Raw genomic sequence first — 26,025 nt, 5'->3', positions numbered from 1 at the left:
AACCTAGTTTCCGCCGCGGACGCGGACGGTAACGGTCGAGCTCAATCCTGCGATCATTTCGCGCGGCGGAGTCTTGTCGAAGGCGATCCGGACCGGAACCCGCTGGGTTACCTTGACCCAATTGCCGTTGGCATTCTGTGCCGGAAGAACCGAGAATTCGCTCCCGGTTCCGGAACCGATCGATGCAACGTGGCCCTTGATCTTCAGATCAGGATAAGCGTCGAATTCGATCTCGGCCGACTGGCCCCGAGTCATCCTGGCGAGGTCGCCTTCCTTGAAATTCGCCTCGATCCAGGCCTGCTGGTCCCCGACGATCGACAACATCGACACGCCGACAAGCGCGGCCTGTCCTACCAGCAGGCGATCCGACTGCGCGACGATTCCGCTGGTCGGCGCCCGAACCACGGTATGCTGCAGGTCCAGCCGCGCCTTCTCGACGGCCGCCAGGGCAGCGGCGATCTGTGGCTGATTGCCGGCAGGCGCGATCGCCGCCGACGCATTGTTCGACTTGGCGCGCGCATTTGCCAGGTCCGTCTGCGCTTCGGTCATATCGTTGAGCGCATCGTCATAGGCAGCCTTGGTAGTGAAGCCGTCCTTCATCAGTGCCGCCTGGCGCTCATAGGCGCGGCGCATGATCGCCAGATTGGCCTCTGAACCGCGAATATCGGCGGTTGTACCGGCCGCCTGAACTTCAAGCTGGTTGGTCTGGAGACGAGCCGCCGCCAGCTGTGCCTGCGCGGCGTGAAGCGCGGCCTCGAAGGGCGCCGGGTCGATACGATAAAGGATATCGCCCCGGTTCACATGCTGGTTCTCGCGGACATAGACGGCAGAAACCGGGCCGTTTACCTGCGTCGAAATGGCGGTGACGTCCTGCTTCACATAGGCATTGTCGGTCGAAACGGTGGCGCCGCTCACCAGCCAGAAATAAAGGCCGACAGCCGCGATCATCAGCGGGACGGACAGCATGACGACGAGCCGACGCTTACCTTTCGGCTCGGCAACGCTCTCGTTCACATCTTGGGCGACGGCTGCAACTGCTGTCATCTTGTTCACGCGGACTTCCTCTGCTCGGCCTCAACGCGACCGACATTTTCCCGGATGAGCGCAAGTTTCGCCCTCATCGCTTCAATTTCATCATTGCCCAGCCCGTCGAACACCTGTTCGGCCATTTCTTCGGCGAGCGCTGCCAGTCGCATGTGGATCGGTTTGGCCTCATCGGTCAGGAACAGGCGCCACACGCGTCGATCGACCGGATCGGGTTGGCGAAGTACGAGCTTGGCCTCTTCCAACCGGTCGACAATGCGCCCGGCGGTAATCGGTTCGACGTCCAGTCTTTCGGCGAGCTCCACCTGCTTCAAGCCCGGCTCATGGCCTAACCATGCCAATGCGCGCCATTGTGCCGTCGTCACGCCAAGCGCCGAAGCGCGGCGGTCGAAATGGCGCCGCAACGTCCGACTCGTTTCGGCCAATTCCCAGGCAAGCTCTTTCATAGAGCCTGCATATAATAAGCATGCTTAGTAATTCAACTGTCTTGCCAGCGCCACAATCTGCGGCCAATCCGGTGCCTCATGACAAAAAAGAACAATATCGAAGATATCCTCGACGAACTTGAAACCCGCTACGAAGCCTCGGTAGCCCGCCTTCGAAAAGCCTTGGCCCAATATGCCGAGAATGGGGTCCGCCCCGATCCGGACGAGCGTGATGACGGCGCCTTCGCCTATCCCGAACTGCGGATCGAATATGATCCCGAAATTCCGCCGCCGACGCCGGACCGCGCCTTCGCCCGGCTGAACCAGCCCGGCATTTACACGACATCGATCGCTCGCCCTGCCCTGTTCCGCGAATATCTGCGCGAGCAATTGGAGCATCTGGTGCGCGACTATCCGGTCAAGGTGACCGTCGGCACATCGGCCAGCGAGATCCCCTATCCTTATGTGCTGGACGGTGGAGAGCTCGACCTTCAGGGCATCGGGACGGCCGAGCTAAGCCGCTGGTTTCCCTCCACCGACCTCGTTCACATCGGAGACGAAGTCGCGGATGGCGCCTGGGACGTCACGCTCGATCCGACACGGCCACTGGCGCTGTTCGATGCCCTCCGCACGGACTTCAGCCTTGCGCGCCTCAAGCACTATACCGGCACCCCGGCCGAGCATTTCCAGCGCTACGTCCTGTTCACCAACTATGTCCGCTACGTCGATGAGTTCGTGCGCTTCGCGGTCGGCGCACTGCGCGATCCGAACAGCCGCTTCACCTCATTGTCGGTTCCGGGCGGCACATTCGAACATGGCGACCTCGCCGATGCCGAAGAACAGATCGCAGCGGGCGTGTGGCGGCGGCACCAGATGCCCGCCTATCACCTGATCACGCCGGATGGCGACGGCATCACATTGGTCAACATCGGTGTCGGGCCTTCGAACGCCAAGACCATCTGCGACCACATCGCGGTCATCCGCCCCGAGGCCTGGCTGATGATCGGCCATTGCGGCGGACTCCGCCCTAGCCAGACGATCGGCGATTATGTGCTCGCCCACGCTTATCTGCGCGACGACCATGTGCTGGACGATGTCCTTCCGGTCGAGGTGCCGATCCCCGCGATCGCGGAGGTTCAGACTGCGCTCTACAATGCGGCGCTGACGGTTACCGGCGAGGATGAGGACAGCGTCAAGAAGCGGCTTCGCACCGGCACGGTCGTCACCACCGACGACCGTAACTGGGAGCTTCGCTACACATTGTCCGCGCTTCGGTTCAACCAGAGCCGGGCGGTGGCGATCGACATGGAATCGGCGACTGTCGCGGCGCAGGGCTACCGCTTCCGCGTGCCCTATGGAACGCTGCTATGTGTGTCGGACAAGCCCTTGCACGGCGAACTGAAGCTGCCCGGCCAGGCCAATGCCTTTTACGAGCGGGCGATCAGCCAGCATTTGCGGATTGGCATCGAAACACTCGATATCCTGCGCAATGAGGGCGACGGCCTGCACAGCCGCAAGCTGCGCAGTTTCGACGAGCCGCCGCTTCGTTAGGAAGCGGGCGGCACCCAATCCTTCGGCGTCAAATCGGTAAGCCGGCCCAAGGCCGGCGCCGCCGGGTTGGTCGCGAGATAGGCTTCCGTCGCATCGAGATCGAGGCCGCCATCGACCGGGTCACGCCCTACCGCAAGCAACGTGAAATTGTCGCCGCCGGACGCCAGGAAATTGTTGATCGTCACCCGATATGTCTTGGCCGGGTCGACCGGCTTTCCATTCAGTGTCATCGCGACGATCCGCTGGCCAGCGTGCCGTGACCGGTCGTAGCTGAAATGGAAATTGTTCGACGGTGTCAGCAAATTGGGTCGTGCGGCGCTGTTCGTGCCGCTCGAGAATTGCTGTTCGAGAACCGCCTTGATCTCCGCTCCCGTATAGCTCTTCGTCACGACATTGTTGGCGAAGGGCTGCATCGCGAAGATCTGGCCGAAGCGAACCGTACCGTCCGCTTCCGGCATCAGGTCGGTCCGCGCGCCGCCATTGTTCATTAGCCCGAAGTCGGCATTGCCGCGCGCCGGATCGCTAGCGACGAAGAGCTGGCCGTCCGCAATGAAGCCGGCTGCCTGGCTCTCCGTATTGTCGAGCCCTTTAAGCAAACTGCCCCCGAGGCGCCCGATCGGCCGGTTGGCAGCGCCGGCTGCGGCTTCGCGATAGCGGGCTACCAGCGAAGCAACCTCGGGATCAGCCGGGTAAACCTTGTGGGATTGCACGAGCGGCGCTGTAAGCCGCGCACTCTGGATCGCTTCGCCTTGAACGATCACGAACTCGCCCTTGTCACCGGTTAGCGAGCCGCCCGGCCGGTCGAATGTCAGCCGGATATCGGTGACCAGCGTACCATAGCGACCGGCGCTGGTAAGCAGGCGGCTCCCGCCCCCTGGCACTGGCACGCGGCAGATGTAGGCATTGTGCGTGTGGCCTGAGACTACGAGCTGGATCGCCGGATCCAGCCTGGCCATGATCGGCATGATGTCGCCGGCAAGACCCGGGCAAGCCGGATCGTCATAGCGCCCGGTGATGGACGCGCCCTGGTGGATCAGCAGCACAATCGAGTTTGCGCCCGCGGCCTTCAGCCCCGGAATCAGCGAATTGGCGGTGGCGACTTCGTCGGCAAAGGTGAGGCCAGCAACGCCCGACGGGCTCACCAGCGTCGACGTTTCCTTCAAGGTCATGCCGATGAAGCCGATCTTGAGGCCGCCCACTTCCTTGATGGCCGTCCCTGGCAAAAGCGTCGTGCCGTCAGCGCGCTGCACATTGGCCGCGAGGTAGCCGAAGCCTGCCCCTGCAAATGGTTCGACCGCACATGGCTTGCGGTTGGTAAATTTCTCGCAGCCGCCCTTCTGCATCCTCAACAGCTCGGCCGCACCCTTGTCGAACTCATGGTTGCCGACGGACGCCAGCTCCAGCCCGGCCATGCTCAGCGCCTTGATCGAGGGCTCGTCCAGGAACAGCGCCGAGCTGATCGGCGTGGCGCCGATCAGGTCGCCGGCGGCTACCGTCACGCTGTTGGCGGTCCGAAGCTGCTTCAAAGCGCTCGCGAGATAGGCGACACCACCGGCCGGCACCGCGCCGTCCGCGGCAGGAACCGTCAGTTTCGGCGGCTCCAGATTGCCGTGGAAGTCGTTGATGGCGAGGATCTGCACTTCGACCGGCCCTTGCGGCTCAGCAGATTGGCGCGATGTGGTCGCGCACCCCGCCAATATCGTCATCCCCGCGAAAGCGGGGACCCAGAAATGCCGGCCTAGGTTCCCGCTTTCGCGGGAATGACGAAGTTTAAGCAACACCGAACTCCTCAATTCCTTGTTTCGAGCCTTTGCTGTCGCTTAAAGTCAAATCCATGAACGAGGAACAGTTGATCGCCGCCGCCCGCCAAGCCGCATTGAAGGCCTATGCGCCTTACTCGGGATTTTCGGTCGGCTGCGCGATCGAGAGTGTCGACGGGGAAGTGGCCACCGGCGTCAATGTCGAGAACGCCTGCTACCGCCTAGGCGTCTGCGCGGAGCAAAGTGCGCTTTCCGCTGCCCATCTCGCCTTTGGGCTCGCCAAAGTTGCGCGGATCGCGGTTGCCGGCGGCGACGGCTCGGCGGACAGCTTGGCTGGCGCAATTGTGTGCACGCCCTGTGGTGGCTGCCGTCAGGCGATCTACGAAGCATATTGCCTCTCCGCCCGTGACATCGAAATCATATGTTCGTCAGGCGATGGCGCGACTGTCGAAAGGCACAGTATCTCGACCCTAATCCCACACGGCTTTGGGCCTGCAAACCTTGAAGATGCGGTCTAATTCGCGCGTGCTGGCGCATAGGCAATTCTGAAGTTACAAATCGACCATGGCGCCCGAGTATGAAGAACTGCTCACGCTTCGGCGCAAATCCCGAATAACCGGTTGGTTCGGACTTGGCTGGCGCATTGCGGCAGTCATTGCGCTGATCGGCATATTGATCCTGTTCCACTGGCTGGAACGTGGCGGGCTCAAGGATACTCATGACGGCCACGTCAGCTTTCTGGACGTCATCTATTTCACCATGATCAGCGCCACGACGACCGGCTACGGCGACATCGTTCCCGTCACGGAAAAGACGCGAATGTTCGACGCGCTGGTCGTTACGCCAATCCGAATCCTCTTCCTGTTGGTCTTTATCGGGTCCGCCTATTTGTTCGTTGCCAGGCGCACCTGGGAGAAGTTCATCATGCGACGCATCCAGCGCAGCTTGCGCGATCATATCGTGGTTGTCGGTTACGGCACCAAAAACAGCCGGGCCGTCCAGGAAATGATCGAGTTGGGCGCCGAGCCGGATACGATCGTCGTGATCGACAATAATGAGGACCGGTTGCAAGTCGCGAAGGCCGTTGGCTGCACCGTTCTAAAGGCCGATGCCACCCGCGATGCGACGCTCAGGGCAGTGCATGTCGATCGCGCCAAGCTCGTGATCATCTCGGCGGGCCGCGACGACACGTCGATCCTGATTTGCCTGACGACCAGGCACCTCGCGCCAAATGTCCATATCAGCCTTGCGGTCAACCAGCAGGACAATGAGATCCCGGCACGCCGGGCCGGCGCGGATGTGGTCGTCAATCCGCTCGATTTCGCCGGGCTGCTACTGGCGACAACGCATTCAGGCCATCACATCGCCGACTATCTCGCCGACCTGGCGACCAAGGGCGGACGTGTCCAGCTCGTCGAACGCGGCGTTGCGCCGGAAGAGATCGGTACTCCGCTCAAGGATATTACAGACGGTCTCGGGTTACGGATTATCCGCGACGGGACGCCCTACGGCTTCTGGCGTCCGCAGGTGCAGAATCTTGAGCAGGGCGACATCATCATGGCGATCGTGCCGACCGTCTGACGCCGCCCGTACTAGGTCAGCTTAATTTCCCGAAGCCGCTCTAGCAGATATTCATGGCTGCTGATCGGCGGCCACTTCGGTTGCTCGCCTGCCGGAACCGTCCCAGGCAGCGCTTCGATCACGAAATCCGGACGGAAATGCAGGAAGAACGGCATCGAATAGCGCGCATGGCTGGCGCGGTCCGGCGCCGGATTGACCACCCTGTGCGACGTCGAGCGCAACACGCCATTGGTCAGCCGCTGCAGCATGTCGCCGATATTGATGACCAGCTCACCCGGCTTGGGTGACACCGGGATCCAGCGGCCATCCTTCGTCTTCAGCTCCAGCCCGGCTTCTTCGGCGCCGAGCAGCAAGGTGATGGTGTTGATGTCCTCATGGGCCGCCGCGCGGATGTGCTCTCCCGTCGGCTCGGACTGCGCCGGATAGTGGAGCAAGCGCATCACCGAATTGCCGTCGCGCACCGTGTCGGTGAAATAATCCTCGTCGACCTTGAGGAAGCGGGCGATGGCGCGCAGCACCTTGACCCCAGCCTCGTCGAACGCGGCGTAAAGCTCGGTGAAGGTGTTGCGGAAATCCTGGACTTCGGCGGGCCAGATATTGTCGGCCATCACGTCCCGAAACTTATGTCCCTCCGGCAACTCACGGCCGACGTGCCAGAATTCCTTGAGATCGTGCGCTTTGAAGCCTTTGGCGGTTTCAATGCCGAACGGCGTGTAGCCGCGCGCACCGCCCTGCCCCTCGATAAAATATCCATTCTTAACGTCCTCGGACAAAGCGAAGAATTGCTTCGCCTTTTCCTCGGCACGGTGGATCAGGTCGTCGGGGATGCCATGGTCGCGAATGATGGCGAAGCCATATTCGACGAAGCTGGTGCCCAGTTCCTGGGCGAAGCCTTGCGGATCCTTGTCCGCGTCCTTCAAGGAAACAGAGGCAACATTATCGCTGGTAATTACGTCGGTCATACGGTGCGCCTATACTCGTCATTGCGAGCGAAGCGAAGCAATCCAGACTGGATTGCCGCGTCGCTGTGCTCCTCGCAATGACACCTATCCAATCATTAATCCTGCCAGCGCCGCGCTCATCAGGTTGGCGAGCGAACCCGCCAGAAGGGCGCGGAGGCCCAGCTTGGCAATCATTGGCCGTTGGTTAGGCGCCAGATTGCCCGTCACCGCCATCTGGATCGCGATCGACGAGAAGTTGGCGAAGCCGCACAGCGCAAAGGTAACGATCGCCCGGCTACGCTCGGTCAGCGCCGCCGCGGGTCCGGCCGCATTGCCGAGATCGATGAAGGCAACGAACTCATTGAGGACGATCTTGGTGCCGAACAGGCCGCCGGCAACGCCCGCCTCGTTCCACGGAACGCCGATCAGGAACATGACCGGCGAAAACAGCGTGCCGACGATCGCCTGGAACGACAGGTCGGGCCGGCCGAACCAACCGCCGATGCCGCCCAAAATGCCGTTCGCAAGCGCCACCAGGGCGACGAAGGCCAGCACCATCGCGCCGACCGCGACCGCCAGCTTGACGCCGGTCTGCGCGCCTTGCGCGGCCGCCATGATGATGTTGGCCGGACGCTCGCCGTCCTCGAAGGTGTGGATGTCGATGTCATCCTCCGGCGCACTGCTCGCGGCTCCGCCCTTCAGTTCAAGCTCGTCCGAGCCGGCCGGTTCGTCCGGCATGATAAGCTTGGCCATCAGGATACCGCCCGGCGCCGACATGAACGCCGCCGCGAGGAGGTAGGGCAGATAGCGCTCGCCCAGCAGGCCGGCATAGGCAGCGAGGATCGTTCCCGCGACGCCCGCCATGCCGACGCTCATCAGGGTGAACAGGTGGCTGGGTGGCAAAGCCTGGAGGTAGGGCCTCACGACAAGCGGGCTTTCCGACTGGCCGACGAAGATGTTTGCGGCCGCGCCGAGCGATTCGACCCGGCTGACGCCGGTCACCCATCCGATCGCGCCGCCAACCCACTTCACGACCTTTTGCATGATCCCGAGATGGTAGAGGATCGCAACCAGCGACGCGAAGAAGACGATCACCGGTAGGGCAGCGATCGCGAATGTGTGCGCCAGTGGATTGGAAGCGCTCGGGCCAAAGAGGAATTCGGTGCCCTTGGTCGCGTAGCTGAGCAGCTCGGCGACGCCATCGGACATGCCCTGGATGACTGCGCGGCCCCACGGCGTCTTGATGACGAGGAAGGCGAGCGCGGCCTGGAGCGCGAAGGCAGCCCCCACGACCCGCAAGTTGATCGCCTTGCGGTTGGACGAGAAAGCGACCGCAATCAGGATGATGGCGGCAATTCCTGCCAACCCGAGCAAATATTGATTCATGAAACGCGACCCCTCCCCGGGTCATTCCAACCGCTTACCAGGTGACGCCTTGTTCCGCGTTTTTGGCCGCTTCGTCCAGTAGGTCCAGCGCCTCGGCCGGAGTTTCGGCCTTCAGCATCTGCAGACGGCGCGCCTGGCTCAGGAAACCGCTGTCGCGGACATGGTCCATGAAATCGGCCAGATCGTTCCAGAACCCATGGACATTGAGCAGGCAGAAGGGCTTGGCGTGATAGCCGAGCGCGTTCCAGGTCCATGCCTCGAACAGTTCGTCCAGCGTGCCGATTCCGCCCGGCAGCGCGACGAAGCCGTCGCACAGCTCGGTCATCTTGGCTTTGCGCTCATGCATGTTGGCGACCGTATGAAGTTCGGTGCAGCCGCGGTGCGCCACTTCATGATCGACCAGTGCCTGGGGAATGACGCCGTAAACCTTGCCGCCCGCCTCCAGCATCTCGTCCGCGATAATGCCCATGAGGCCCAGCCGGCCGCCGCCGTAGACCATATCGATTCCGCGACCGGCCATCTCCCTGACCAGCGCCCGAGCCATGTCGGCAAACGCCGGATCCGTTCCCGGCGCAGAACCGCAGTAAACCGCAAGCCGCTTGATGGTCATAGTTGCACGAGCTTCTTCAGGTCGGTCATTGGCCGCGCGCCGTAATGCTGGATCACTTCGCCCGCCGCAATGGCCCCTGTCCAAAGGCAACGCTCAAGACTTGCTCCCTTGCAGCGAGCGGTGAGGAACCCGGCCGCGAACAGGTCGCCTGCGCCGGTCGTATCGACTACGGCGCTGACCGGGGCGGCAGGGATCGAAATCCGCTCATCCTTTTCGATGGCGATGGCGCCTTCCGGGCCCCGCGTGATGACCAATGTCGGTACCTTGGCCTTCAGCTCGTCGAGCGCGGACTCAAGGTCCGTCCGCCCGGTAAGCTGCAGGGCTTCATCCTCATTGGCGAACAGAAGGTCGACGCCGCCGCTGTCGATCATCTTGCCGAAGCCTTCCTTGCGCCCAGCGATGCATACGCTTTCGCTGAGCGTGAAGGCGACTTTCCGCCCCGCCGCATGGGCGATGTCGACCGCCTTCATCATTGCCGCACGGGGCTTTTCCGGTCCGAACAAATAGCCTTCGAGATAGAGGATCGACGCCGACGCGATGAGAGCCGGGCTGATCGTGTCGGCCGACAGTTCATGGCTGGCCCCCGGGCAGGTGTTCATCGTCCGCTGCGCATCCGGCGTGACCAGGATGAGGCAGCGTCCCGTCGGCGGCCCTCCGATCAGTGCCGGCGTGTCGAACCTGACGCCCAGCGCATGCATGTCATGTTCGAAGATGAGGCCGAGCTGGTCTTCGGCGATCTGGCCGACGAAGGCCGCCTTCCCGCCCATCGCCGCGACTCCGGCCATGCTGTTGGCCGCTGATCCGCCGGACATCTCGCGCGCCATGCCCATCGCCGCGTAAAGCGTGTCGGCTTCTTCGGCGCTCAGCAGCTGCATCGAGCCCTTGGGAAGATTGTGCCGCCGAATGAATTCGTCGTCGCAATCGGCGATGACGTCGACGATGGCGTCTCCCATGGCAACGATGTCGAGAGCGGCGTCGGCCATGGCTTGGTCGCAAGGTCCTTATAGTCTGAAGGAAATCGGGCGCCGCCTAGCCCATCCGTTCAAAAAGCGTCAAACGGAAATGGCTTGCGGGCCGCGCCGCAGCCGCTACCCATCGCGCATGACCGATCAAGCAGCCGCCAAGCCCGCAATCTCCCCATCACTGTTTGCATTCGCCATTTTCTATGGCGGCATGGTGTGCATCGCAGGTGTGCTCGGCAACAAGCAGGTCGCGCTTGGCCCGCTCGCGGTCGAGGCAGGCATCTTCGCCTTTTTGCTGCTGGTGGTCACCTCGAGCGCGATTGCGGAACTGCACAGCCGCGAGATGGCCAACCGGCTGATACTGATCGGCTTCGTACCGCTGATCGCATCACTGCTTCTGACCCTCGCCGTGCTCGGCCTGCCCGCAGCGCATGACATGGACCCCGCTCGCCTCACCTCGTTCGAAACGATGATGAGCGGGACACCAAGGATCTGGCTGGGCGGCATTCTTGCCTACGGCATCTCGACCCTATTGAACGTGTCGATCTTCAGCAGGTTGAAGGGCCGCGAAGGCTCCAGGCTGCTCTGGTTCCGTTCCGCCGTCGCAAGCGGGCTAAGCCAGATTGTCGATACGCTGATCTTCATTTCCGTCGCCTTCTACGGTGTCTTTCCGATTGGCGAACTGCTGCTCGGCCAGATGCTGGCAAAGGTCGTGCTTTCGGTCGTGCTGGTGCCGCCGCTCATCTACCTCATGGTCGGCCTCGGCCGCCGCCTCGACGCGTAAACTTAACGCAAAGAGTTGCGGAATCGCATCACTTCCCAACGTGATTGCGGCGCTGTCACAAAACTGTAGAAATTGGCATTTCTAAGCTCTAGTCACGCGGGCGGGGCGTACGCCGGGGTGGGATTTTTCTGCAACGCATGACGATGAAAGTGACGGCCGAGCGGGCCAGTCACCCGATTGTCTCAATGCAAAACTAGCAGCCCTGCGTGCCAGAAGTCTGGGTACAAAATTTCTCATTATTGGGGTGTCTAGTAACATGAAAAAGTTCACGCTGCTTTGCTCGGCGGCCGCAATTTTCGCGCCGACTGCCGCCTTTGCTCAATCGACCGGATCGGTCGACTTCGAAAAAGAAACCATCGTGGTCACCGGCGCCCGTACGCAAGACGTAGGCGGCATTCAGACGCCAGACGCGCCGAAGGCAAAGGCAGTTGTCACGCAGGAAATGATCTCGCGCAGTGGCCCGGGACAGACGGTCCTTGATACGATCAATATCGTTCCCGGCGTCAGCTTTCAGAACAATGACGCTTACGGCAACGCCGGCGGCACGCTTACCGTTCGCGGCTTCGATTCAACGCGCGTCAGCTACACGCTCGACGGCATTCAGCTGAACGACAGCGGCAACTACAATATCTATTCGAACTTCTCGATCGACCCGGAACTGATCGAACAGGTCAACGTCAACCTCGGTTCAACCGATGTCGACTCGCCGACGGCATCGGCAGTTGGCGGCACGATCAACCAGCGCACGCGGATTCCCGGTAACGACTTCGGTGGGCGCGTCAGCGCTTCGTTCGGCGAGTTCGATTATCGCCGCTACTTCGGCATGATCGATACCGGCGAGTTCACTTCGTATGGCACCCGCGCGTTCCTGTCGGCCAGCACCTCCAAGTACGACAATCCCTACAACAACTACGGTAAGCTGAAGCGGCAGCAGTATAACGGTCGCATCTATCAGCCGATCGGCAACAACGGCGACTTCGTCTCGGTTGCCGGCCGCTATAACCAGGACCGCAACAATTTCTTCGGCTCGCTTCCGCTGCGCCTCGATCCGAACCGCACCGTCGGCTCGGGCACGGGCAACCGCTTCCCGGACAACAATGACGAGCGCGAGTATGACATCGCCATCCCCTGCACGCTCGACGCGCCGCAGGCAGGCGCTCCTGATACGGCGAACACTTGCGGCACCGAATTCGATCGCCGCTACAACCCATCGAACAGTGTCAACGTTCGCGGCAATTCGCGCTTCACGCTGGCCGACGGCCTCGTGCTGACGGTCGACCCGAGCTACCAGTACACCAAGGCCAACGGCGGCGGCACTGCGACAGCTCGCGAATTCGGCTACGACATCAACCCGGCTCCTGTCAGCGGGACCGCGCGTTCGAACTGCTCGACCGCCGCGCCGAACGTCAACATCACCTGCGTGGGCGGCTATTTCGGTGGCAGCCCCTATCTGAACGGCGTCGACCTCAACGGAGATGGCGATGTTCTGGACCAGGTTACTGTTCTCGCACCCAGCCAGACCCGCACGCGTCGCTACGCCGTCATTGCCGGTCTGCGCTATGACATCGACGACAGCAATTCTGTCCGCGCGACCTTCACTCATGACTATTCGAACCATCGGCAGACCGGCCAGGTCGGCCTACTCGAAAATGATGGTGAGCCCGAGGATGTCTTCCCGGTCAACGATCCGATCCAGACCGCAGCCGGATTCGATCTGCAGAAGCGTGATCGCCAATCCTACGCCATCCTGAACCAAGTTGCTGCGGAATATCGTGGCGAATTCGGCGACCTGACCGTCAACGTCGGCGCCCGTATGCCCTTCTTCAAGCGCGACCTTGAAAACTTCTGCTACACCTCATCGGCTGGCGGTTTCGTTGAGTGCGCTGGTGGCGATGACGCCGTCAATGAGGACATCGGAGAATTCAACCCGACGTATTCGCAGCCCGATCACCGCGTGCTCAAGTATTCGAAGTTCTTGCCGACTCTCGGCGCGATCTACGATTTCACCCCGCAGATCTCGGCTTTCGGCAGCTATACGAAGAATATCTCCGTCCCCAGCACCGATAACCTCTACAACGCCTTCTTCTTCCCGGAGGGCACCGACGAGGCGAAGCCGGATCCGGAAACCACTGACTCCTTCGATCTCGGCGTGCGTTATCGCAGCTCGAAGATCCAGGCTCAGGTTGCGACTTGGTACACCAAGTTCAATAACCGCCTGGCTTCGGCCTATGATCCCGAGCTGGACGCCACCGTTTATCGGAACCTCGGCAAGGTAACCAAGTGGGGCATCGACGGCTCGGTAGCTTATTCGCCGATGAAGGAACTGACCGTTTATGCGTTCGGTTCGTGGATGCAGTCCGAGATCAAGGACAACATTCAGCTCGGCCAGTTCGGCCTCGTCGAGGATTGCGACAACATCCCAGCCGCGGCGCTGCCGTCGGACATCATCCGGAGCTGCGCACTGACCGCGGGCAACCGCGAGTCCGGCCAGCCGAAGTACACCTATGGCCTCTCGGCCACGGGCACGCTCGGACCGGTCGATCTTGGCATTACCGCCAAGCGGACCGGCGAGCGCTATGTCTTCGACAACAACGCCCAGATGTTCAACAACGGCATCAACCTCACCAACCTGAACGATGCCAACCCGGCCAACGATCCGGCGGTGATCTATGACAAGGTGGCGGATGCCTACTGGCTGGTGAACCTCGATGCGCGGTTCAACCTTGGCTACTTCTCGCAGGAACTGGACAAGACCTACATCCAGCTGAACGTCTACAACCTGTTCGACACCTTCTACGTCGGCGGCTTCGGCGGCGGACTTGCTCAGTCGTTGAACACGGCCAGCACGCAGTACAACAACCCGCCGTTCGTGCAGATTGGCGCTCCGCGCACGCTCAGCGTTACGTTCAACATCGGCTGGTAAGTCCAAGCCGATTGATCGACTGACGGATTCGGCCGTCGCCCCTTCGTTGGGGTGGCGGCCTTTCTGTTTTCAGCTAGATGCTAACATAGATTGGCGGATTTCCGCGAAACTTCGCGGAGAGCAATGCGTTTGAAGGCTGTGCGATTGGCCTCCTTTTCGCACATGGTCTGAGTGCCTCTAGTGTCCGCACTCATGCTGCCGGTGGAAGAGCGGGCGCAGGCGTCAGGCATTTGCGCCCGCTCTCTTCTTGAGTCTCGAAGATTGTCGCCCCGACACTCTGCGCGCTACGCCCCTTCGCAATGCTCAGGGCGCTCCAAAATAGAGCCATGCCGCATTTAGCTTTGTCGCCGCTTCGCTAGCGCTCTGCGCGCTCCAGAATTCAGCCATGCCGCATTTAGCTTTGTCGCCGCTTCGCTAGCGCTCTGCGCGCTCCAGAATTCAGCCATGCCCCGCATGGTTGAATTGTGGAGCGGGTAGCGGGAATCGAACCCGCGCGTTCAGCTTGGGAAGCTGACAGGCTGCCATTACATCATACCCGCTCTGGGTAAGCCTGGCGCGATTGCCACGTGCCGATGTCGAAGGTCAACCGGCCTTGAACGTTGCAAAGTGCAACTTATCAATCGCCTTGTATTCGACACTAACTGGACTAGGGCTCCCATTGTTCAAGAGCAGGCGGCTGGCCATGACACAGCCTTACCAGTTCAAGCCGCATGAGCGCCCGATCATCCCCGGGTCGCCCTTCAATCCCGATCATCCGTCATATCGAATGTGCGCCTATGGCGCGATCGGCGTCCTTGCCGGCATCACCGGCGGCCTTGGCAACGCGCTGGTGACGGCCAACCTTGCCTTCTTCCAGGGCACCTTGGGCCTGACCGCCGAAGAAGCAGCATGGATCCCGCCGGCCTATGTCATGACCAATGTCTGCGCGAACCTGGTCCTGGTGAAATTCCGCCAGCAGTTCGGACTGGCGCTCTTCATCCGGCTGGTCCTGGTCGGCTATGCATTGACGGCGCTGATACATTTATTCGTGCACGGCTTCTGGTCGGCGCTATTGATCCGCGCCGCGAGCGGCATCGCCGCATCCGGCCTGGTCACATTGTGCATCCTGGCGATGTTCCAGGCGATGCCGGGGCCCAAGCGCCTCTACGCCATCCTCATCGGCATCAGCATTCCGCAGGTCTCAACGCCATTGGCGCGGGCGCTCGCGCCGGCACTGCTCGAATGGGGCGACTGGCGAATGACCTATTTCTTCGAACTGGGACTGGCGCTGCTGACTCTGGCTGCGGTGCTGATCCTGCCCTTGCCGCCGAGCGAGCGGGAGAAGGTGTTTGAGAAGACGGATTTCCTTACGATCGGACTGCTCTTTCCGGGCATCGGCTTGCTCTGCGCCGCCCTCGGCCTCGGCCGCACCCTTTGGTGGACGGAGGAACCGTGGATCGGCTGGGCGCTGATCGGGGCGGTCATCCTGATCACCGCGGGGATCATGATCGAACATCGGCGGGCCAAGCCGCTTCTGACGACGCGGTGGCTCAGCCAATGGGTCATCATCCGCATCGCCCTGGTAGCGATGTTCATCCGCATCCTATTGTCGGAGCAGACATTCGGGTCCGTCGGACTGTTGACCACGCTCGGCATGGGGGTCGACCAGTTCCAGACATTATACATCTTTGTCACCCTGGCTTCGCTAGCGGGCCTTGTCGCGGCGATCTGGGCATTCCAGCCGCAATCACCCGCCCGCCTGATCCAGATAGCCTGCCTGATGATTGCCGCCGGCGCCTTCCTTGATGCCGGTGCAACCAACCTGACGCGCCCGGAGAATATCTACTTCAGCCAGGCGCTGATCGGCTTCGGCGCACTGCTGTTCGTGGGGCCGGCGATGGCGATCGGCATTTCACGTACGTTGCTGGCGGGCCCACAGAACTTCATCAGCTGGATCGTCCTGTTCAGCGCCACGCAAAACCTGGGCGGTTTGATCGGGCCGGCGTTGTTCGGGACGTTCCAGACGGTGCGAGAGAAATTCCACTCCCACAATCTGGTTGAACAGGTGCTGCTCACCAACCCCAATGTGGCATCCCGCCTGTCTGGCAGCGCGCAGCAGGTGAACGGCGTGGTCGCCGATCCGACGCTTCGTTCGGCGGAAGGCGCTATCCTGCTCGGCCGGCAGGTCACGCGCGAAGCCAATATCCTCGCCTACAACGATGTGTTCCTGGTGATCGGAATATTGGCGTGCCTGCTTTTCCTTTGGGGCGTGTCGATCGAGCTTCGGATGCGACGGCGAGGCGAAATTTCCCCAATCGTGCTACTGGCACAGCGTATGGCAGCCATGGCGCCTGCCCGGCCCGTTGAAGGACAAAAGTCATGAGATCGGCTGACGTGGAAACCCGATTGCAGACTGACTCCAGTGGCGCATCGTCCACAACCGATGGTCCGGCGCCTGCTGCGGCCCCTTCCGAAGGTGCAGCCATCGACCCTCCCCCGCCATCGCGATGGAACCCCCAGGCCCGGTCGAACCTCACCACGGTGACGGCCATTCTGTTGGTCGTCGCTGCGGTCATATTCATTCTATACGCATGGCAACTCCCTCCCTTCGGCGGCCGCTACGAGCAGACCGATAATGCCTATGTGCGAGGCCAGACGACGATCATCAGCCCGCAGGTATCGGGCTATGTTTCCGAAGTGCCCGTGCAGGACTTTCAACAGGTCAAGGCAGGCGACGTCCTGGTCCGTATCGAAGACCGCATTTACAGCGCCAAGGTCGCACAGGCCCGGGCGAATGTCCTGTCGCAAGCGGCAAGCCTCGACAATTCGACACAGGCGCAGCGTTCGCGGGAGGCCAATGAGCTGGCGGAGGATGCGGCCATCGCAAATGCTCAGGCTCAGCTAATCAAGGCCCAGGCCGACATGCGTCGAATTGACGCCCTGGTCGGCAACGGCTGGGTAACCACCCGCGATCACGACCAGCAAATAGCCGCACTTCGTGCCGCCGAAGCCCAGCTAAGGCAGGCGCGCGCTGCTCGCGAGATCGGGCGGCAGGATGTTCGCACGGTGATCGTCGGTCGCGCCGGCCTCAACGCCAATGTCGAATCGGCAAAGGCCCAGGTCCGCTTGGCCGAAGTCGACCTAGATCATACCGTGATCCGGGCTCCGCAGGACGGCCAGCTGAGTGAAGTCGGCGTCCGTCGCGGCCAATATGTGACCTCCGGCACGCAGCTCATGTTCCTGGTCCCCAGAAAGCTCTGGGTCACCGCCAACTTCAAGGAAGCTCAGACGCGCAACATGCGGGTTGGCCAGCCGGCATCCTTCACCGTCGATGCACTCGGCAAAACCCGTTTGAAGGGCCATGTCGAAAGCCTGGCGCCAGCCGCCGGGTCGGAATTTGCGGTGCTTCGACCGGACAATGCGACCGGCAATTTCGTCAAGGTCGCCCAGCGGATCGCGGTGCGTATTCGGATCGACCCGGACCAGCCGCTCGCGGACCGCATCAGGCCGGGCATGTCGGTCGTCGCGCGGATCGACACCGGCGACCGCTAGATACCTCCGGCCACCGTAGCGTAGCCGACTTCAGCCAGCTTGCCGGCAAGCTCCTCGGCGACTGCGTTCGCCTTTGCGCTGTCCTCCGAACGAATGACGAAATTGGATCCGACCCGGCCTTCCTTGAAGAAGGGATAGCTACCGATCGAAATGCCATCGACCGCTTGCTCGGCTTCGCGGAGGATTTCCGCCACCTCGCTCTCCGGCGCAAAAGCGCCGACAGTCACCGAAACCAGTGGCCGTCCGCCCTGCAGCGTCCCGCTCAGCGCATCGAGCATTCCCGCCGTGATGTGCGGCACTCCGGCCATCAGGAACAGATTGCCGATCCGGATTCCCGGTGCTCCCGACATCTTGTTTTCGATCAGTTCGGCGCCCTCGGGCACCCGCGCCATCCGCAAACGGCCTTCGTTGAGCCCCCCCTTGTCGGCATAATAGCGTTCAAGGATCGCTCGCGCGGCGGGATGGACGGCGACAGGCACTCCCAGCGCCTTGGCGACCGCATCGACCGTAATGTCGTCGTGGGTCGGCCCGATCCCGCCGGTCGTGAAGCAATAATCGTTGGCCGAACGGAGCGCGCCGATTGCTTCGATGATCCGCTCCTCGATGTCGGGCACGACGCGGACCTCGGCGAGGCGGATTCCCTGGACGTTCAGCCAGGTCGCGATCTGAGCGATGTTCCGATCCTGGGTTCGTCCGGAAAGGATCTCGTCCCCGATTACGATTAGCCCCGCCGTCCAGATTCGCTGCAAGTCACGCTCTCCATTCGACATTCCGACCGTGCCTCCCTATCTTAGGCATATGACGGAATATATCCACGTCGGCCCCGAAGATCGGGCCGAACCGCGCAGCCATGTGATCAAGCTCCACGGACCGGAAGGGTTCGAGGGGATGCGGCGCGCGGGCCGGCTAGCGGCTTCGATCCTCGACGCGCTGGTACCGCATGTGGTTCCCGGCGTGACAACCGGGGAGATCGACGAGATTGTACGCCGCATGACGCTGGAGGCCGGAGGCGTCCCCGCGACGCTCGGCTATCGCGGCTACACCAAGAGCTGCTGCACCTCGATCAACCATGTCGTCTGCCACGGAATTCCGGGCGACAAGGCGCTGAAGGACGGCGACATCGTCAACATCGACGTGACGCCGATCCTCGACGGCTGGCACGGTGACACGAGCCGCATGTTCCTGGTCGGCGATGTGGCGTTGAAAGCCAAGAAGCTGGTCGACGTCACCTATGAATGCCTGATGCTCGGCCTTGATCAGGCCAAGCCGGGCAATCGCCTTGGCGACATCAGCCATGCGATCCAGAGCCATGCGGAAAAGCACCGCTACGGCGTGGTTCGTGATTTCTGCGGCCATGGCTTGGGCCGGCTGTTCCACGACAGCCCGGAGGTGATCCACGCCGGCCGGCCCGGCACTGGTCCGGAGCTGAAGCCCGGCATGTTCTTCACCGTGGAGCCGATGATCAACATCGGCCGCGCCGACGTGAAGCTGCTCGACGATGGCTGGACGGCCGTCACCCGCGACCGCTCGCTATCGGCCCAGTTCGAACATTCGATCGGGATTACCGAAACCGGCTGCGAGATCTTCACCAAAAGCCCGACGGGCTTGGACAACCCGCCATATTGAGCCGCCGAGCGCAGCGAAGCGATTGCGGAGCAATCGTTAGCAGCGCGTAGAGCCGGTGAAATTCGGACGGCCTGCGCCCCTTGGGCGACAGGACCGACGGCGCGAATTTACTTCGCGCCGGTTACGCCGCCTGAGCTTCCCGCTTGGCGTCCCAGCGCTCGGTGAGCGCCTGGGCGCTTTCGACGTCTTCCGGGAAGTCAACCTCGCCCCACTCATGACCCTTGATATCGAGCGTCCAGACCGGCGCTTCCTGGGCGATCTGGTGGATGACGCGCAGGTACCAGATGGTGGTCCCTTCGCTGCTCCTGATGGCACGCTCGATCGCATGGCGGAAGGTTTGCGCACCCGCACCGCGGAAGGCGAGAAGGCCGATCGATTCCGCGTTGACGTCGGCAAGGTTCAGCCGCTTGCCGATGGCGCGGAGCCGGCCGGCATCGTCGACGACGACCTTCATGTCGTCCTCGTCATAGCCTTCCTTGCGGTCGATGGTGACGCAAATACCCTCCTGGGCCTGATTGCCGACAACGCGCGCCATCAGATCTTCGCTGACCAGCGTGTCGCCGTTCCAGACAAGTACGTCACCCGCGATCTCGTCGCGCGCCACGAACAGCGAACCGAGGTTGTCCGCCACCTTGTAGAAGGGATTGTAGACCGTGCGCACGCGCGGCCCGATATCGCCGCGCCGCTTCAGCGCCGCTTCGATCTGGTCGTCGCGGAAACCGGTCACGACGACCGCCTCCTCGACGCCATTGGCGGCGAGCGCGTCCAGCTGCCGGTCCAGCAGCGTGCGGCCGTTGAACTCGATCAGGCACTTGGGCCTGTCGTCCGTCAGATGACCCAATCGAGAGCCCTGTCCGGCCGAAAGAATGATGGCTTTCTTCATATTGTCAGACGATTTGCCTGCAAAATGCGGCATAGGTTTGGCGAAAATTTTACATTCACCGCAGCGCAGCATCAGGCCATGGCGCTTTTCGGCGTCTCATGCATAAGGTAACGGACGCGACGACAAGGACCGGGCCGTGAAGAAGATCGAAGCCATCATCAAGCCATTCAAGCTCGACGATGTGAAGGATGCCCTTCATGAAGTGGGGGTATCCGGCATCACCGTTACCGAGGTAAAGGGTTTTGGCCGGCAAAAGGGCCACACGGAGCTTTATCGTGGCGCCGAATATGTGGTCGACTTCCTCCCCAAGGTGAAGGTCGAAGTGGTCGTCGAGGACGATCTGGCCGATCGGACCGTCGAAGCCATCGAGAACGCCGCCCGCACGGGCCGCATCGGTGACGGGAAGATTTTCGTCCTCCCGGTCGACCAGGCAATCCGGATTCGCACCGGTGACAGGGGTGCGGACGCCATCTAGGCTCGCCTTGCCGTCATGACCCAGGACCCTCGCCTCGCCTCCATGTCCCCGGACGAGCTGCAAAGCCATATGCGGGCGCTGGGCTATCGGACCCAAAACGACCTCGCCAACGCGATCGGCGTCAGCCGCTCGGCCGTCAGCCTGTGGCTGGAAGGCAAGGTCGGCGTGCCCCGCCCGGTCGCAATGCTCCTCCGGATGCTGCTTCAGGCACAGCGGCGCGCCTTTTAGCTTCCAACGGGTGAAAAGTTCACGGGCCCCGTGACTCCGTCGCGCGGTACTGGAATCCGTGAATCAAGGCCCGGATCAATCCACCGGGCGCGATTCTAACCATCGACAAGAGGTCCATCATGGCGAACGCCGCGGCAAAAGTGTTGAAAATGATCGAGGAAAACGAGGTCGAATATGTCGACCTTCGATTCACCGATCCCAAGGGCAAGTGGCAGCACCTGACCATGGTCGCCTCGGTCATCGACGAGGATATGCTGACCGACGGCTTCATGTTCGACGGCTCGTCCATCGCCGGCTGGAAGGCGATCAACGAAAGCGACATGATCCTGATGCCGGACCTCGACGCAACCTACGTCGACCCCTTCTCGGCCACGCCCACGCTGATCCTGGTCTGCAACATCGTCGAACCGTCGACCGGCGAGCTCTACGCCCGCGACCCGCGTTCGACCGCGACCCGGGCAGAGGCCTATCTCAAGGCGACCGGCATCGGCGACACAGTCTATGTCGGTCCGGAAGCCGAATTCTTCATGTTCGACGACGTCCGCTTCGAGGACGGCTATAACGTCAGCTATTACAAGCTCGACGACATCGAGCTGCCGACCAACACCGGCCGCGAATATGAAGGCGGCAATCTCGCCCACCGGCCGCGCGCCAAGGGCGGTTATTTCCCGGTCGCCCCGGTCGACAGCGCCGGCGACATCCGCGGCGAGATGGTCTCGACCATGCTCGAAATGGGCCTTCCGTGCGACAAGCATCACCATGAGGTGGCGGCCGCCCAGCATGAACTAGGCCTCACCTACGGCAAGCTGGTCGAAACCGCCGACCGCATGCAGGTCTACAAATATGTCGTGCACATGGTCGCCCATGCCTACGGCAAGACCGCGACCTTCATGCCGAAGCCCATCGCCAAGGATAATGGCAGCGGCATGCACACCCACATGTCGATCTGGAAGGACGGCAAGCCGCTGTTCGCCGGTAACGGCTATGCCGGCCTCAGCGAGATGGCGCTCTACTTCATCGGCGGCGTCATCAAGCACGCCCGCGCCCTCAACGCCTTCACCAACCCGGCGACCAACAGCTACAAGCGGCTGGTTCCGGGCTTCGAGGCGCCGGTGCTGCTCGCTTATTCGAGCCGCAACCGCTCGGCATCGTGCCGTATCCCCTACGGCGCCGGCGAGAAGGCGAAGCGGGTCGAGTTCCGCTTCCCTGACGCGATGGCCAACCCCTACCTTGCCTATGCGGCGCTGCTGATGGCTGGCCTCGACGGCATCCAGAACCGCATCCACCCGGGCGAGGCGATGGACAAGAACCTATACGACCTGCCCCCGGCCGAACTCGTCAACGTGCCCACCGTCTGCGGTTCGCTCCGCGAAGCACTGGTCGCGCTGGCCAACGACCGGGCGTTCCTGACCAAGGGCGACGTGTTCAGCGACGACCAGATCGACGCCTACATCGACCTTAAGTGGGAAGAGGTCCTCCGCTGGGAAATGACCCCGTCCCCGGTCGAATTCGACATGTATTATTCGTCTTAATTTTCCGACGAAAGTTACCAGATCGTAACACTTCGCATGCCAAGGTCATCGTGCCATGGCATGCGAGGTCGTTTCAATGAACAGCTTCCGTTCGGCTATCCTTTCGGGGAAGGGCCTGCACTCGGGCGACCCGTTGGTTCGCCAGAAAAAGAAGCGCGGCGCTGCCGAAGACGATCTTTCGACCGTCAATGTCCCACGAAGCGAGATCCGGACCCGCAACCAACGCGACGACGACCGCCACCGGCTGGAGCACGAACATGCCTCTGCCCGCTTCGATGGCGAAGTCCACGAAGTCGATGTGATCAACCTGTCAGGCGGCGGCGCGATGATCCGCTGCGACTTCACGCCTCGCCTCTGGGAACGTGTCGACCTGATTTTCGCGGAAGGCGCGGAAATCGAATGCGCCGTCCGGTGGATTCGCGAGGATCGCGTCGGGCTGGAATTTGCGCATGAGACGCGTATCGATTGCGCCCCGGAGGCGCGGGATGCGCTACTTCTCGACGTCATTCATCGCAGCTTCCCGGACGTCGCCCTGCAGAAGCGCGACGAAGATGCAGCTTCGCGGCCCATCAATGCAGCGGAACCGCACGACGATGGCGACGACGCGATCGCCAATAGCCGCCGCACCGAACGGCGCCATCCGCTGGTGTGGATGGGCGAAGTCTATTTCGCGCACAACAATGAGAAGGTGCGCCTACGCAACATATCCGAGCATGGCGCGCTGATCGAAAGCCCGGTCCAATATCCGCTTGGCGTCGAGCTCCTGCTCGACCTTGGTGACGCCGGCCAGCATTTCGCGACGGTAAGTTGGGCTTGTGGCGACAAATTCGGCCTCAAGTTCAACAATCTTTTCAACCTGAGGGTGTTGGTCGGTTCCAAGCCCGAGCTGGCGCCTCAACTGATGACCCGGCCCGGCCCTTCCGGCAGGGTTTCGGTCGATCAGGACAATCCATGGGCCGAAGAATGGAAGCGACAGTCGCTGGAAGAGCTCCGCGACGACCTTGAAGGCTATCTCAAGCGCTAACCAGCACGAGCTGCGCCCGCTAGTCCTCGATAAGACTTGTTCGCTTGGTATCCCGCATTGTCGCATAAGTGATCAGGCTGAAGCCGATCACCACACTCACATAGATATAGAACCACCGCTCATGCCCGGCGTCCTTGAGCGCCAGCGCGACATATTCGGCCGTTCCGCCGAACAGCGTGTTGGCGATGGCATAGGGCAACGCCACGCCTAATGCCCGAATGTGGCCGGGGAAGAGCTCTGCCTTCACCACCGCGTTGATCGATGTGTAGCCCGTGACGATGACCAGCGCGGCCATCACCAGTCCGAACGCGGTCAGCGGATCGCGGGTGGTCTCCAGGGTCGTGAAAATGGGCCAGGTCAGCACCATCCCGGCAACGCCGAAGAAGATCATCACCGGCTTTCTCCCGATCCGGTCGCTGAGCAACCCCGCCAAAGGCTGAAGCAGCATGAACAGCGCAAGCGCAGCAGTCATGATGCGCGATGCCATTTCCCGGTCGAAACCTACTGTATTCGCAAGATATTTCTGCATGTAGGTCGTGTAGGCATAGAAGGCGAGCGTGCCGCCCGCCGTCAGCGCTACCACCAGCAACGCTTCGCGCGGATGGTGCTTGATGAGGTTCAAACCACTCGATTTCTGACGTTCAGCGCCCTGCGCCGCAACCTGTTGAAAATGCGATGTTTCCGTCAGCCGCCGGCGGATGACGAACACCACGATCGCCAGCACCGCGCCCAGCGCGAATGCGATGCGCCAGCCCCAGCTTTCGAGCTCCGCCTCGCCCATAATCCCCTGCAACAGCAGCAACAGCGCCAACGCCAGCAACTGTCCGGCGATCAGGGTGACGTATTGAAAGCTGGACCAGAATCCGCGCCGCTCCGACCCGGCCATCTCACTGAGATAGGTCGCACTGGACCCATATTCGCCGCCAAGGCTGAGCCCCTGGACCATTCGCGCAATGACCAGGACCGCCGGCGACAGGAGACCGACCTGCGCATAGGTTGGCGCCGCCGCGATCGCGAGCGATCCAAGGCACATCAGGCTGACCGACAGCGTCAGGCCCGCCTTCCGCCCGCGATTATCGGCGTAAATGCCCATGATCCAGGCGCCGATCGGCCGCATGACGAAGCCAACCGCGAACACCGCGGCGGTCGACATCAACTGTGCGGTCTGGTCGCCCTTTGGGAAGAAGCTCGGCGCGAAGTAGAGCGCGAAGGCAGCGTACACATACCAGTCGAACCACTCGACGAGATTGCCCGCCGAGCCCCCGACAATGTTCGTTAGACGCTGCCTCGCGGTGTGGGGCGTGGTCAGGACGCCGCCCTCGCCTTCTCCGCCGCGCGATGGCCGTAGATTGCGTAAAGCACCAGTCCGATAACCTGCGCGGCGACGAAGAAGATCTGCGTCCGCTGCGGTAAGCTTATGAACAAGTACAGGCAGCCGAGGATACCGACGATCCCGACCAGCCAGGCCGCCGGAGCACGGAATTTGCGCTCACGGTTCGGCTCACGGACTCGCAAGACGAGCATCGCAGCGCAAACCGCCACGAACGCCGCCAGCGTGCCGGCGTTCGCAAGGGCCGCGATCGCGTCGAGCGGGATCAGTCCTGCAAAGACGGACGTGACGATCGCCGTGAAAATGGTGATCCGCACCGGCGTGCCCCGGCTGGACACCCGGGCCAAAAACGCCGGAAGAAGGCCGTCACGAGCGACGGTGAAGAAGATGCGGCTCTGTCCGTAGAAGAAGGCAAGGATGACCGTGGGCAGAGCGATCACCGCCGACGCGCCGAGGATCTTGGCCGCCCAGCCCTGACCGATTTCACGCAGGATCAACGCCAGCGGTTCAGGGCTGTTGGCGAAGTGGGTTGTTGCAAGGGCGCCGATCGCCGCCGCCGCAACAGCCATGTAGATCAGCACGCACAGCAGCATCGATCCGACGATTCCGATCGCAAGGTCGCGGCTCGGGTTCTTGGCTTCCTCGGCAGCGGTGGCGATCGCGTCGAATCCATAGAAAGCGAAGAAGATGATCGCGGCAGCCGCCATGACTCCGACTTCGGCGCCGGACTCTCCCGACTTACCGAACCCGTAGGGCATGAACGGCTGGAAGTGCGACGCATCGAACACCGGCAGGGCGACGGCGATGAACAATGCCAGTGCCAGCAGCTTCACGATCACCAGGAACGCGTTGAGCGTGGCGCTCTCCCGCGTCCCTGCAATGAGCAGGCCGGCAACGACGACGATGATGAAGATCGCCGGCAGGTTGATGATCCCGCCAAGTTCGGGTCCGTTGACCAGTGCCAATGGCAACCCCATTCCGATGGAATTCAGGAAGCCTGCAGCATAGCCTGACCAGCCCACCGCGACGGCGCTGACCACCAGCGTATATTCCAGGATCAACGCCACCCCGACCATCCAGGCGATCAGCTCGCCAAATACGGTGTAGGAATAGGTATAAGCGCTGCCCGAAGCGGGGATCATCGTCGCGACTTCGGCATAGGCCAGCGATGCGCAGGCGCAGATGACGCCGGCGATTGCGAAGGAGAGGATGACGGCGGGCCCGGCTTTGCCTGCTCCGACGCCGATCAGGGTGAGGATGCCCGTTCCAACGATGGCGCCGACGCCAAGGGCAATGAGGTGCGGCCAGCTAAGCGATTGGGCCAGCCGGTGATGCTCCGGCATATCCTCGCGCGCGACAATCGCCTTGCGGACGTTCCAGTTCTTCACCCGGCTTTCCTCCCCCTGTCGTGCCAGCGAAGGCTGGCATC

23 protein-coding genes and 1 tRNA gene are annotated in these 26,025 nt (G+C 62.0%); 12 read left to right on the top strand and 12 right to left on the bottom strand.

The window, feature by feature from the left end; all coding sequences use genetic code 11:
* Window positions 1-3: 3 nt before the first annotated feature.
* Together LZ496_RS00490 and LZ496_RS00485 are read right to left on the bottom strand one after the other, a co-directional pair.
* Window positions 4-1,044 carry an HlyD family secretion protein gene (locus LZ496_RS00490; protein WP_249903820.1) on the bottom strand — a complete coding sequence of 347 codons (1,041 nt, stop codon included), beginning with the start codon at window positions 1,042-1,044 and terminating at the stop codon, window positions 4-6.
* 5 nt (window positions 1,045-1,049) lie between these two features.
* The gene (locus tag LZ496_RS00485; RefSeq protein ID WP_249902646.1) at window positions 1,050-1,490 is read right to left on the bottom strand and encodes a MarR family winged helix-turn-helix transcriptional regulator; all 441 of its coding nucleotides are present in this window, start codon (window positions 1,488-1,490) and stop codon (window positions 1,050-1,052) included.
* Window positions 1,491-1,568: 78 nt separating this feature from the next.
* Here LZ496_RS00485 and LZ496_RS00480 point away from each other — a divergent pair, with 78 nt between their 5' ends.
* The gene (locus LZ496_RS00480; RefSeq protein WP_249902645.1) at window positions 1,569-3,020 is read left to right on the top strand and encodes an AMP nucleosidase; all 1,452 of its coding nucleotides are present in this window, start codon (window positions 1,569-1,571) and stop codon (window positions 3,018-3,020) included.
* Here the strand turns inward: LZ496_RS00480 and LZ496_RS00475 are convergent.
* Window positions 3,017-4,798, bottom strand: coding sequence for a bifunctional metallophosphatase/5'-nucleotidase (locus LZ496_RS00475; RefSeq protein ID WP_249902644.1), 1,782 nt, complete (start codon window positions 4,796-4,798; stop codon window positions 3,017-3,019). The two genes, LZ496_RS00480 and LZ496_RS00475, sit on opposite strands and share 4 nt — an antisense overlap.
* A gap of 56 nt (window positions 4,799-4,854) precedes the next feature.
* On the opposite strand from LZ496_RS00475, the gene LZ496_RS00470 reads away from it, so the two are divergent.
* Both LZ496_RS00470 and LZ496_RS00465 read left to right on the top strand, forming a co-directional pair.
* Window positions 4,855-5,298 carry a cytidine deaminase gene (locus tag LZ496_RS00470; RefSeq protein WP_249902643.1) on the top strand — a complete coding sequence of 148 codons (444 nt, stop codon included), beginning with the start codon at window positions 4,855-4,857 and terminating at the stop codon, window positions 5,296-5,298.
* Between the two features lie 46 nt (window positions 5,299-5,344).
* The gene (locus LZ496_RS00465) at window positions 5,345-6,361 is read left to right on the top strand and encodes a potassium channel family protein (RefSeq protein WP_249902642.1); all 1,017 of its coding nucleotides are present in this window, start codon (window positions 5,345-5,347) and stop codon (window positions 6,359-6,361) included.
* An 11-nt stretch (window positions 6,362-6,372) separates the two neighbouring features.
* Here the strand turns inward: LZ496_RS00465 and LZ496_RS00460 are convergent, their stop codons facing one another.
* The 4 genes from LZ496_RS00460 to LZ496_RS00445 form a co-directional block, all read right to left on the bottom strand.
* Window positions 6,373-7,323, bottom strand: coding sequence for an isopenicillin N synthase family dioxygenase (locus LZ496_RS00460; RefSeq protein ID WP_249902641.1), 951 nt, complete (start codon window positions 7,321-7,323; stop codon window positions 6,373-6,375).
* A gap of 84 nt (window positions 7,324-7,407) precedes the next feature.
* Window positions 7,408-8,688: a NupC/NupG family nucleoside CNT transporter gene (locus LZ496_RS00455; RefSeq protein WP_249902640.1), complete on the bottom strand. Its 1,281-nt coding sequence runs from the start codon at window positions 8,686-8,688 to the stop codon at window positions 7,408-7,410.
* Window positions 8,689-8,722: 34 nt separating this feature from the next.
* A complete protein-coding gene (locus LZ496_RS00450; protein WP_249903819.1) occupies window positions 8,723-9,292 on the bottom strand; it encodes an LOG family protein in 570 nt (189 codons plus the stop codon).
* 2 nt (window positions 9,293-9,294) lie between these two features.
* The gene (locus LZ496_RS00445; RefSeq protein ID WP_249902639.1) at window positions 9,295-10,281 is read right to left on the bottom strand and encodes an adenosine kinase; all 987 of its coding nucleotides are present in this window, start codon (window positions 10,279-10,281) and stop codon (window positions 9,295-9,297) included.
* 118 nt (window positions 10,282-10,399) lie between these two features.
* On the opposite strand from LZ496_RS00445, the gene LZ496_RS00440 reads away from it, so the two are divergent.
* The gene (locus LZ496_RS00440) at window positions 10,400-11,044 is read left to right on the top strand and encodes a queuosine precursor transporter (RefSeq protein ID WP_249902638.1); all 645 of its coding nucleotides are present in this window, start codon (window positions 10,400-10,402) and stop codon (window positions 11,042-11,044) included.
* A gap of 256 nt (window positions 11,045-11,300) precedes the next feature.
* Entirely contained in the window at window positions 11,301-13,967 is a 2,667-nt protein-coding gene (locus LZ496_RS00435) for a TonB-dependent receptor (protein WP_249902637.1), read from the top strand.
* Window positions 13,968-14,432: 465 nt separating this feature from the next.
* Here LZ496_RS00435 and LZ496_RS00430 read toward each other — a convergent pair.
* A tRNA-Gly gene (locus LZ496_RS00430) sits at window positions 14,433-14,506 on the bottom strand.
* A gap of 143 nt (window positions 14,507-14,649) precedes the next feature.
* Here LZ496_RS00430 and LZ496_RS00425 point away from each other — a divergent pair.
* On the top strand, window positions 14,650-16,329 hold the full coding sequence (locus tag LZ496_RS00425; RefSeq protein WP_249902636.1) for an MFS transporter: 1,680 nt from the start codon (window positions 14,650-14,652) through the stop codon (window positions 16,327-16,329).
* The gene (locus LZ496_RS00420) at window positions 16,326-17,498 is read left to right on the top strand and encodes an HlyD family secretion protein (RefSeq protein WP_249902635.1); all 1,173 of its coding nucleotides are present in this window, start codon (window positions 16,326-16,328) and stop codon (window positions 17,496-17,498) included. Before LZ496_RS00425 ends, LZ496_RS00420 begins: the two co-directional genes overlap by 4 nt.
* On the opposite strand, the gene LZ496_RS00415 is transcribed toward LZ496_RS00420, so the two are convergent.
* Window positions 17,495-18,268, bottom strand: coding sequence for a competence/damage-inducible protein A (locus tag LZ496_RS00415; protein WP_249902634.1), 774 nt, complete (start codon window positions 18,266-18,268; stop codon window positions 17,495-17,497). The two genes, LZ496_RS00420 and LZ496_RS00415, sit on opposite strands and share 4 nt — an antisense overlap.
* Window positions 18,269-18,296: 28 nt before the next feature.
* Here LZ496_RS00415 and map point away from each other — a divergent pair, with 28 nt between their 5' ends.
* Window positions 18,297-19,124: a type I methionyl aminopeptidase gene (gene map / locus LZ496_RS00410; protein WP_249902633.1), complete on the top strand. Its 828-nt coding sequence runs from the start codon at window positions 18,297-18,299 to the stop codon at window positions 19,122-19,124.
* Between the two features lie 121 nt (window positions 19,125-19,245).
* On the opposite strand, the gene LZ496_RS00405 is transcribed toward map, so the two are convergent.
* Window positions 19,246-20,007 carry a phosphocholine cytidylyltransferase family protein gene (locus LZ496_RS00405; RefSeq protein WP_249902632.1) on the bottom strand — a complete coding sequence of 254 codons (762 nt, stop codon included), beginning with the start codon at window positions 20,005-20,007 and terminating at the stop codon, window positions 19,246-19,248.
* 136 nt (window positions 20,008-20,143) lie between these two features.
* Between LZ496_RS00405 and LZ496_RS00400 the strand changes: the two genes are divergently transcribed.
* From LZ496_RS00400 to LZ496_RS00385, 4 genes are all read left to right on the top strand, one after another.
* Window positions 20,144-20,482, top strand: a complete 339-nt coding sequence (locus LZ496_RS00400; protein WP_249902631.1) for a P-II family nitrogen regulator — start codon at window positions 20,144-20,146, stop codon at window positions 20,480-20,482.
* 42 nt (window positions 20,483-20,524) lie between these two features.
* Window positions 20,525-20,710 (top strand): helix-turn-helix domain-containing protein, encoded by a 186-nt coding sequence (locus LZ496_RS00395; protein WP_249902630.1) that lies wholly within the window; start codon window positions 20,525-20,527, stop codon window positions 20,708-20,710.
* A gap of 119 nt (window positions 20,711-20,829) precedes the next feature.
* Window positions 20,830-22,242, top strand: a complete 1,413-nt coding sequence (gene glnA / locus LZ496_RS00390) for a type I glutamate--ammonia ligase (protein ID WP_249902629.1) — start codon at window positions 20,830-20,832, stop codon at window positions 22,240-22,242.
* 76 nt (window positions 22,243-22,318) lie between these two features.
* On the top strand, window positions 22,319-23,266 hold the full coding sequence (locus LZ496_RS00385; protein WP_249902628.1) for a PilZ domain-containing protein: 948 nt from the start codon (window positions 22,319-22,321) through the stop codon (window positions 23,264-23,266).
* 19 nt (window positions 23,267-23,285) lie between these two features.
* Here LZ496_RS00385 and LZ496_RS00380 read toward each other — a convergent pair whose 3' ends face one another.
* Window positions 23,286-24,575, bottom strand: a complete 1,290-nt coding sequence (locus tag LZ496_RS00380; protein WP_249903818.1) for an MFS transporter — start codon at window positions 24,573-24,575, stop codon at window positions 23,286-23,288.
* On the bottom strand, window positions 24,572-25,939 hold the full coding sequence (locus tag LZ496_RS00375) for an amino acid permease (protein ID WP_249903817.1): 1,368 nt from the start codon (window positions 25,937-25,939) through the stop codon (window positions 24,572-24,574). The genes LZ496_RS00380 and LZ496_RS00375 overlap by 4 nt, the downstream gene beginning before the upstream one ends.
* Window positions 25,940-26,025: the final 86 nt, after the last annotated feature.

The organism is Sphingomonas caseinilytica, from assembly GCF_023516455.1.
In the GTDB taxonomy this organism is placed as follows: Bacteria; Pseudomonadota; Alphaproteobacteria; order Sphingomonadales; family Sphingomonadaceae; genus Sphingomicrobium; species Sphingomicrobium caseinilyticum.
Note: the sequence above shows the minus strand (reverse complement) of the source record. Positions and strands in the feature narration are given on the sequence as shown.